This is a genomic window from Actinosynnema sp. NPDC037264, assembly GCF_055603705.1.
The window spans coordinates 75,759-83,867 of sequence record NZ_JBVJVK010000035.1; the positions used below are offsets into that span (position 1 = coordinate 75,759).

Annotated in this window: 5 protein-coding genes; 3 read left to right on the plus strand and 2 right to left on the minus strand. The window is 72.0% G+C overall.

Annotated elements, in window-relative coordinates; genetic code table 11:
- Positions 1–8: 8 nt before the first annotated feature.
- The gene (locus ACZ7GX_RS30305; protein WP_498781571.1) at positions 9–2,837 is read left to right on the plus strand and encodes a DEAD/DEAH box helicase; all 2,829 of its coding nucleotides are present in this window, start codon (positions 9–11) and stop codon (positions 2,835–2,837) included.
- Here ACZ7GX_RS30305 and ACZ7GX_RS30310 read toward each other — a convergent pair.
- Positions 2,791–3,624: an alpha/beta fold hydrolase gene (locus tag ACZ7GX_RS30310; protein ID WP_498781573.1), complete on the minus strand. Its 834-nt coding sequence runs from the start codon at positions 3,622–3,624 to the stop codon at positions 2,791–2,793. The two genes, ACZ7GX_RS30305 and ACZ7GX_RS30310, sit on opposite strands and share 47 nt — an antisense overlap.
- Positions 3,625–3,658: 34 nt before the next feature.
- Between ACZ7GX_RS30310 and ACZ7GX_RS30315 the strand changes: the two genes are divergently transcribed.
- Positions 3,659–5,302, plus strand: a complete 1,644-nt coding sequence (locus ACZ7GX_RS30315) for a hypothetical protein (RefSeq protein WP_498781574.1) — start codon at positions 3,659–3,661, stop codon at positions 5,300–5,302.
- On the opposite strand, the gene ACZ7GX_RS30320 is transcribed toward ACZ7GX_RS30315, so the two are convergent.
- Complete coding sequence (locus ACZ7GX_RS30320) at positions 5,278–7,356, minus strand: hypothetical protein (RefSeq protein WP_498781575.1); 2,079 nt, start codon at positions 7,354–7,356, stop codon at positions 5,278–5,280. The two genes, ACZ7GX_RS30315 and ACZ7GX_RS30320, sit on opposite strands and share 25 nt — an antisense overlap.
- Before the next feature lie 199 nt (positions 7,357–7,555).
- Here ACZ7GX_RS30320 and ACZ7GX_RS30325 point away from each other — a divergent pair, with 199 nt between their 5' ends.
- Positions 7,556–7,948, plus strand: a complete 393-nt coding sequence (locus tag ACZ7GX_RS30325; RefSeq protein WP_498781577.1) for an ATP-binding protein — start codon at positions 7,556–7,558, stop codon at positions 7,946–7,948.
- The last annotated feature ends 161 nt before the right edge of the window (positions 7,949–8,109 follow it).

Below are 8,109 nucleotides of genomic sequence, written 5' to 3' on the forward strand. Positions count from 1 at the left end.
ATTTCCCCGTGACCGTTCCCGCAGTGCTGCGCACGCTGGCCCGGCTCAGCGCGTCCGAGCAGCCGCAGCGGGTGCAGCTCGACCTGACCAAGACGGCCGGGCTGGTGTGGATGGGCGCCGACGAGTCCGCGTGGCGCACCCTCGCCGAGGGTGGGCAGCTGCCGAGGTGGACGCCGGTGCCGTGGACCGCGCGGCCCGACCAGCACGCGACCGTCGACCGGCTGGCGTCGTTCGACGCGCTGCACCAGGAAGACCGGCTGCTGCGGCTGGGGTGGGCGTTCCTGTGCGGACCGACGACGATCAACGGCCAGCGCAGGCGCGTGTGCCTGCCGTTGGTGTCGCGGCCGGTCCGGCTGCACCCGGCGGGGTGGCGCGCCTACGTGTTCCAGGTCGCCGGTGACCTCGGGATGTTCCCGTTGCTGGACGACTGGTCCAAGGCGGCGGAGCTGGAGACGCGGCTGGCGAAGGGCACCGAGTGGATCAAGGCGACGTTGGCCGCGAGCGGGTTCGACGACGTCCCGGTGCTCGGGCCGAAGCACGACCCGCGCGGGCTGATCGGCGGTGACCGGTTGGTCGTCGTGGCCGGGGCCGGGCTGCACGCCGGCGAGCCGGTCGTCAGCACCGAGCGTGGCGCCGCGCTCTACACGTGGGCGCGCCGCAGCGGCGTGGAGCAGACCGCGCTGGCGGGGCTGTACTCGTCGGCCGAGGACGTCGCGGTCGACCACGACGACGTGGTGCACGGCGCGTTGCCGTTGAGCCCGAGCCAGCGGGCGGCGGTGGTGGCGGCCCGCACCGCGCCGGTGACCGTGATCGGCGGGCCGCCCGGCAGCGGCAAGACCCACACGCTGGCCGCGATCGCGCTGGACGCGGTGGCGTCGGGCCGTTCGGTGCTGCTGGCCAGCCGGACCCGCAACGCCGCCGACGTGCTCGGCGAGGCGCTGCGGCACGCGGGCGGGCCGGTGCCGGTGCTGTTCGGCGACTCCGAGCTGCGGCAGGAGATGGCGCGCGACCTGAGCGCCGGGCTGGCCGCCACCACCGTGAAGGGCGAGCTGGACCAGCTCGACCGGAGCAGGCAGAGCGCCGTCGCGGCGGTCGCGCGGATCGAGCGCGCGGTGCGCGAGGCGTTGCGGGACGAGGAGCTGGTCGAGGCGGCGGTGCGGTTCGAGGCGTTGATGCCGGGGCATCGGACCGTGACGCCGCGCGCGTTCGACGAGGGTGTGGACTTCGAGCGGCTGCACGGGCTGCTGCGCCCGCGGCACGGACTGTTCGGCGGGTGGCGGACGCGGTGGGCGCTCCGGTCGGCGCGGCGGCTGACGGGCGCGGCGGACGACGTGGACCTGGCGGACCTGGAAGCGGCGGTGCGGGCCGCGGAGCAGTCCGCCGCGCAGGTCCGGGTCGCCGCGAACGGCGGCACGTCGCTCGACGCGCTGCGCGGGCTGCTGGCCGAGGAGGACGCGCGCGGGCACACCGCGATCGCCGCGTGGCTGGCCACCCTGGCGGTGAGCCGTCGTGGCGCGGGGCCGCGGCGCGCGGTGGCGGCGTTGGCGACGGCGTTGCGGTCGGGCCGGGCGGCGCGGCGGCGGGCGTTGGCGGACGTCTCGACCTCGGACCTGGTGCAGGCCCTGCCGCTGTGGGTGGGCACGTTGGCCGACGTGGAGGACATCCTGCCCGCCGTGCCCGGCGCGTTCGACCTGGTCGTGATCGACGAGGCGAGCCACGTGGACCAGCCGCTCGCGGCGCCCGCGCTGCTGCGCGGCAGACGGGTGGTGATCGGCGGCGACCCGCGTCAGCTGCGGCACGTGTCGTTCGTCGGCGAGCAGGCCGTGCGCGAGGCGTTGACCGCGGAGGGCACGGAGTCGTTGGCGGACCGGCTGGACGTGCCGAAGGTCAGCCTGTTCGACGCGGGCGCGGCGGCGGCCGGCGTGCACTGGCTGACCGAGCACCACCGCTGCGCGCCGCACCTGATCGGGTTCGCCGCGACCCGGTTCTACGAGGGCCGGATCGCGCTGCTCACCACGCACCCTTCGATCGCGGACGTGGACTGCATCGACGTCGAGCACGTGGCGGGCGTCCGCGACGACAAGGGCGTGAACGAGGTCGAGGTGGACGCGGTGCTCGCGCACCTGCGTCGCCGCATCGCCGCCGGCGTCCGCTCGATCGGCGTCGTGACGCCGTTCCGGGCGCAGGCGGACGCGCTGGAACAGGCCCTGCTCGACCGGCTCAGCCTGGAGGAGATCACCACGGGTGGGGTGCGGGTCGGCACCGTGCACGGCGTGCAGGGCTCGGAGTTCGACGAGGTCGTGATCAGCCTGGCGTTGACCGACGCCGACCGGCCGGCGGCCTGGCGGTTCGCCAACGACCGCAACCTGCTGGCCGTGCTCACCACGCGGGCGCGGCGGCTGGTGCACGTCATCACGTCGGCCGCCGAGCCGGTCGGGCTCCTCGGCGAGTACCTGCGGCACGCCGAGGTCCCGCCGACCGAGACCGAGGGCGTCGCGCCGTCCGACGAGTGGACCGCGCGGTTGGCGGCGGAGCTGACCGGGCTCGGCCTGGCGGCGCGCACCGGCTACCCGGTCGGCCAGTGGCGGGTCGACCTGGTGGTGGGCGAACGCGGGTCGGCCGTGGCCCTGGACACCCGGCCGCACCCGGACGGCGCCGCGGCGCACCTCGCCCGCTGGCGTGCCCTGCGCGGCGCGGGCTGGCGGGTGCACGACGCGTTCCCCAGCCGCTTCGGCGGCGACCCGGCGCGGGCCGCGGTGGAGTTGGCGCAGGAACTCGCGCCGGCGTCGACTACGCCCGCTCGCGCAGCCAGTCCAACGCCGACGGAGCGGACGTGACGATCGAGACGTGGCCGTCCTCCGGCGAGAGCCGCAGTTCGGCCGCGGGGCACCGGCGGGCCAGCCACTCGGCGTGCGAGCTGGGCACGACGCGGTCACGCAGACCGTGCAGCAGGAGCACCGGCGCGGTCACGTCGGCGGGGTCGAACCCCCACGGGTTGACGTAGGCCAGGTCGTCGTCGATCCACGCGTCCGGCCGTCCCGCCCGCACGGCCGGGCCCACGACCTCGTCGAACCACGACCACTCGCCGGCGAGGGCGGCGAAGTCCGCCTCGGTGAACTCGGGGTCGTACCCGACGCCCGACGCCTCGAACCGCTCCTTCACCGCACGTCCGGCCTCCGCCGCGCGCAAGGACGCCACGCCCGAGGCCGCCATGCCCGCGAACCAGTCGAGCCCGTCCGCGCGGAAGGGCGCGAGCCCGGCCAGGCTGACCACGCCGAGCACCCGGTGCGGAAGCAGCGCGACACACGCCAGGGCGTGCGGCCCGCCGCCGGAGTACCCCACCACGGCGAACCGGTCGAGGCCCAACGCGTCGGCGACGGCGGCGGTGCAGGTCGCGGCTGAGGCGATGTCCCGACCGGGGTTCGGCGTCGACCCGCCGTAGCCGGGGCGGTCGTAGGACACCCAGCGGAGGCCGAGCCGTTCGGCGGCGGGGAAGAGCGGCGCGGGAGGCGCGCCGATGTTCGGCGTGCCGTGGTGCCAGATGACGGCGAGATCGCCCGCGCCGGTGTCGTACGCGTGCAGCGTGCGGCCGTCGTCCAGGGCGATGTCGATCTCCGTCAGCACGGGCGGAGCCTAACAGCGGATAAGATCGCGCCTCGTGTTCGACGAGCGGTGGACGGTGGTCCCGGATCGGCCGGTCACCACCAGGTGGGCCACCCGTCGGGCGGAGAAGCTCGTGCTGGGCGTCGTGCACAACGTGACGTCGGCGACGCGCCTGTTCGACGTGCTGCCGCTGATCGCCACCGACCCGAGGGTCCAGGTGCTGTTCGCCTGCACGGGGTCGTCCGCGTTCACGCCCGGCACGGCCGAGCACCTGGCCGACCTCGGCGTGCTGACGATCGACTGGGCGCAGGCCGAGCGGACGCGGTTCGACCTGGCCATCGCGTCCAGCTACGGCGGCCCGCTGGAACGGCTGCGCGCACCGCTCGCGGTGTTGCCGCACGGCATGGGCTACAACAAGTACCTGGAAGTCGGGGATCGGAAACCGGTTTTCGGGTTGTCTCCCGAATGGCTGACCCACCGCGGTCGGCTGATCCCGTCGAGCGTGATCCTCTCGCACACCGAACAGCTGGACCGGCTGCGGTCGAGCTGCCCGCAGGCCGTTCCGGCGGCGGTCGTCGCGGGCGATCCGTGCTTCGACCGGATGCTGGCCAGCACGCCGCTGCGCGAGACGTACCGGGCGGCGCTGGGCGTCGGGCGCGGTCAACGCCTGGTGGTCGTGTCCTCGACGTGGGGCCCGGGCAGCCTGTACGACCAGGCGTCGGACGTGGTGCGCCGGCTGCGGCTGGAGCTCCCGCTGGACGAGTACCGGATCGCGCTGGCGCTGCACCCGAACACCTGGTTCGGCCACTCGCCGTGGCAGATCCGGATGTGGCTGGACGAGTGCGAACGGGCCGGGGTCGTGGTGCTGCCGCCGGAAGAGGGGTGGCGTGCCGCTCTCGTCGCGGCGGACGTGGTGGTCGGCGACCACGGCTCCGTCACGTTCTACGGCGCGGCCCTGGGTGTGCCGGTTCTGCTGGCAGCCGCTGCTCACAACGCCGTGGACCCCGCGTCGGCCGTGGGTCGCTTCATCGACAAAGCCGACCGGCTCACCCTCGACCGACCGCTGCGCGAACAGCTGGATGCCGCCAAGTTGAGCTATGAAGTCGAGGCGATCGCGGCGCTGGTCAGTTCGGTGCCGGGACAGGCAGCGACGCTGCTGCGCACCGAGTTCTACCGGTTGCTACAGCTGCCCGAGCCACCGCAACAGCCCGAGGTCCGCACACTCCCTGTCGCCCACGTGCCCGCAACACCGATCGTGCACCAGTGGGTCACCATCGAACTCGAGCGGCCCGCGCGGGCGAGGGCGATCCGGTTTCCCGTCGATCTCCGTCACGGCGCGCCACCCGACTGCCACCTGGTCGTGGGCGTGCACAGTCCGAACGCTGCTCTGCTGCAGAGCGCCGAGATCGTCGTACAGGACGATGCCGGTGATGCCGAACGATGGATCTCAGCGATGTTCGGCGCTTTGCCCGGCCTCGGGCTCGCGTCCATGCCAGACGACACCGGACGGTGGCTCGTCGGAACGCGGGACGGCACGATCCTCGCGTTCTCCGGCACAGCTCAGACAGGATGGGTCTGGGCGTCCGTCGTGTACGCCTGGCAGCAGGCGGCAGTAGCGTTCCAGTCAGAGGTCACCATCGTGCTGGGCAACCATGAGTTCACCGCCGAGGTGACTCAGCTCAGGACGGCCAGACGCTGAGCGGTGTGGGTCAGGGCGTTCACGAACCCGTGCTTCTTGCAGAGTGCGATCGCTTGTTCGTAGAGAACTCTTGCCGCATCACCGCTGGTCAGGTCGCCGAGCACCTCGAGCACGTGGGCATGGTCGAACGGCCAATTCTGTTCGACAGTGATGGCCCGTGCCTGTTCCAGACTTTCCCGGGCCTGCCGCATCAGCCCGGACTCAGCCAGCTTGCGGCCTTGCCAGGTCATGATCTTCGCGATGTTCCGCAGCTCTGGTGTCGCCAAGCCGCGGAACCCGACCAACGCCTGATCGAGCAGCGCGATGGCCACCTCGGGCGGTTCCGCCTTCGCCAGGTGAAACCTCGCCAGAGCGATCCGCCGTGGATCACCGACCGCCTCCGCCAACTCCAGATTCCGCCGGAGCATCGTGCGCGCGTCATCCACGTCTTGACGAGCCAGTCGAGCGAGGCCGGCGCATTCCAGCGCAGTCGCCTCGGCCTCGATGTCCCCCGCCCGGCGCGCGATCTCGATCGCCGAAAGACAACCGGCGATGGCCGTGTCGGTATCGCCTAAGTGAAGCTGGGCAAACCCCATCTGCGCCATCAACACCGATTGCACCACGGCGCCGCCTGTGTGTTCCGCCGCGTGTACGCCGAGCTGGTTCGTGGCCAGCAGGTCGTCGTAGTATTTGCCGGGCTCGTACAACGCCCAGAGCACCAGGCTCAGCACCACAACCTCTTCAAGCGCGCCGTCTTCATAGGCGGCGGCAACCAAGTCACGCAGATTTGTCCGCTCACGCTCGAACCAAGCCCTGGGATCACGCGAGGCGGTATGTGTGGACTCCGGTCGCACGTGGGGGAACAGTCTGCGCCGCCACGCCCGCTGCCCCATGATCGCATCTTCCGCGGTCACCGCGCCTGTCACATACCAGTCGATCAATCGCCGCCGGACGGCGTTCTGCTCGGCCTGGTCCACCACCCTGCCGACCTGCGCAGCGTGCCGGCGCACGAGCTTGTGCGCCACCAACCGGCCGGCAACGGGGATCTCCGCCACTCGCATGGACACAAGTTCACGCACTGCACGGCGAATGCCCACCTCATCGACACCGATACCTGCCGCGAGGGAGGCAACCGACACGTCGTTCGCGCCCGGATGCGCCCCCAATGCCCGGTAGAGAGCTTGTCCCGGTGGACTCAACCGTGCGTATGTGGCGTCGAACAACGAGCCCAAGGTCGACTCGTCGCCGATCGCCACGGAAGTGATACCGAACTCAGGATCAGCCAATTCCTCGAGCAAGTCGACCAGGGACAAGATCGGTTGTTCCGCGAGCAATCCACCGACCAGGCACAGGGCAACCGGCAGACCGGCGCACAACTCCAGGACTGCTCGTAGAGCGCGACCATCGTCGTACACCCGATCGCCGGCGAACTGCCACAGCAACTGGGCTGCCACGTCAGGCTCCAGGAGATCAATGTCGATCAGCGTGGCTCGCTCCCGCGCCAGAACGCCGAATGCCCCCTGTCCGGTGACGACCACGACCGAGCGACCCGGGCCGGGCAGTAGCAAACGGACCTGGGCGGGCGAGATCACGTCGTCGAGGAACACGGCCAACGACAGTCCGTACGTGACTGAACGGAACATCGCCGCCCTTGAGGACACGTCCGGCGGCAGATTCCCGCGTTCGACCCCAAGTGAGACCAGGAATTCTCCCAAGATCTCCGAGGGCGTGCGCTGGTGGCTCCAAGTGCCCAGGCTCGCGTAGAGCTGGCCGTCGGGGAACATCTCCTGAACGTTGTGGAGCCAGGCCGTCGCCACCGTCGACTTGCCGCTTCCTCGTGGTCCGAGCACTACTTTGATCACCGGGTCATCCAGCGGCGGCCGGTCGGCGACGCCGTTGTGCAGCTCGGCCAGTACGCGGACCTGGTTGAGCAGGTCGATGCGCGGCGGCAGTTGATGGGGAACTTTGGTGGCGGACCAGTTGACGTGCACGCCGCCGTTGACTTGCCCGGCCTGCACCACGAAACGCGCGGACCCGTTGAACTCGTTACGCGCTGACCGCTCGTCGGCGACCATCGTGACCTCCGCAAACCCCCGCTGAGGGCAAGATCGTCCTGCCAGCGTACCGCCGGGATCAACAGGCTGCGGCCGGTTCGCCACGGAGCGTCAACACGGGTGGTCGTCGGAACGTGATGGAGATCGTGGTTTGACCCGGCCGGCGAACGGTTACCTCGTGCGTGCGCCTTGAGCAGACAGGGTGCCGGAGGAGCGTGCGATGAACATGGTGGACCTGCCTGACGACGGGCTCGACCTGGAGCTGGGCGGCGTCCAAACACCCGACGGCATCGCCGGTTGGGTGCGACAGGTCGCTTATGAGGTGAACGGGCACCGCGTCGCCGAGCTCGCGTCGATCGCCACCGAACTGGTGGGCAACGCGCGGCGGCACGCCGAGGGGCCCTGGCGGGTGCGGTTGCTGCGGGTCGACGAACGGCAGGTCGTGCGGGTCGAGGTGGAGGACCGCAGTCCCAGCCTGCTGCCGGTGCTGGGCAGACCGGACGACCCGACCGCGGGCGCCGGGCTGCTGCTGGTCAACCGGCTGTCCGTGCGCTGGGGGTTCGACCACCACGAGGACCGCAAGGTGGTGTGGGCGGAGGTGCCCACCGGGTGACGGCGCGGGGGGGGGGGGGGGGGGGGGGGGGGGGGGGGGGGGGGGGGGGGGGGGGGGGGGGGGGGAGGGGGGGGGGGAGGGGGGGGGGGGGGGGGGGGGGGGGGGGGGGGGGGGGGGGGGGGGGGGGGGGGGGGGGGGGGGGGGGGGGGGGGGGGGGGGGG

Excerpts from the sequence above, each read along its gene's own strand:
- ACZ7GX_RS30320 (WP_498781575.1), bottom strand. The coding sequence starts at position 7,356 with ATGGTCGCCGACGAGCGGTCAGCGCGTAACGAGTTCAACGGGTCCGCG.
- ACZ7GX_RS30325 (WP_498781577.1), top strand. The coding sequence starts at position 7,556 with ATGAACATGGTGGACCTGCCTGACGACGGGCTCGACCTGGAGCTGGGC.